The organism is Pantoea dispersa (genome assembly GCF_035783935.1).
GTDB lineage: Bacteria > Pseudomonadota > Gammaproteobacteria > Enterobacterales > Enterobacteriaceae > Pantoea > Pantoea dispersa_C.
Genome location: NZ_JALKOV010000040.1, coordinates 1 through 328 on the forward strand (window position 1 = coordinate 1; position 328 = coordinate 328).

The window sequence follows — 328 nt, forward strand, 5'->3', positions numbered from 1 at the left end:
GCTGTCTGTGCCTTCCCACATCGTTTCCCACTTAACCATGACTTTGGGACCTTAGCTGGCGGTCTGGGTTGTTTCCCTCTTCACGACGGACGTTAGCACCCGCCGTGTGTCTCCCGTGATAACATTCCTCGGTATTCGCAGTTTGCATCGGGTTGGTAAGCCGGGATGGCCCCCTAGCCGAAACAGTGCTCTACCCCCGAGGATGAGTTCACGAGGCGCTACCTAAATAGCTTTCGGGGAGAACCAGCTATCTCCCGGTTTGATTGGCCTTTCACCCCCAGCCACAAGTCATCCGCTAATTTTTCAACATTAGTCGGTTCGGTCCTCC

1 rRNA gene is annotated in these 328 nt (G+C 54.9%); it reads right to left on the reverse strand.

The annotated features are described in order from the left end of the window. Window positions 1-328 (reverse strand): 23S ribosomal RNA (locus MXF20_RS23270); the annotation flags it as partial.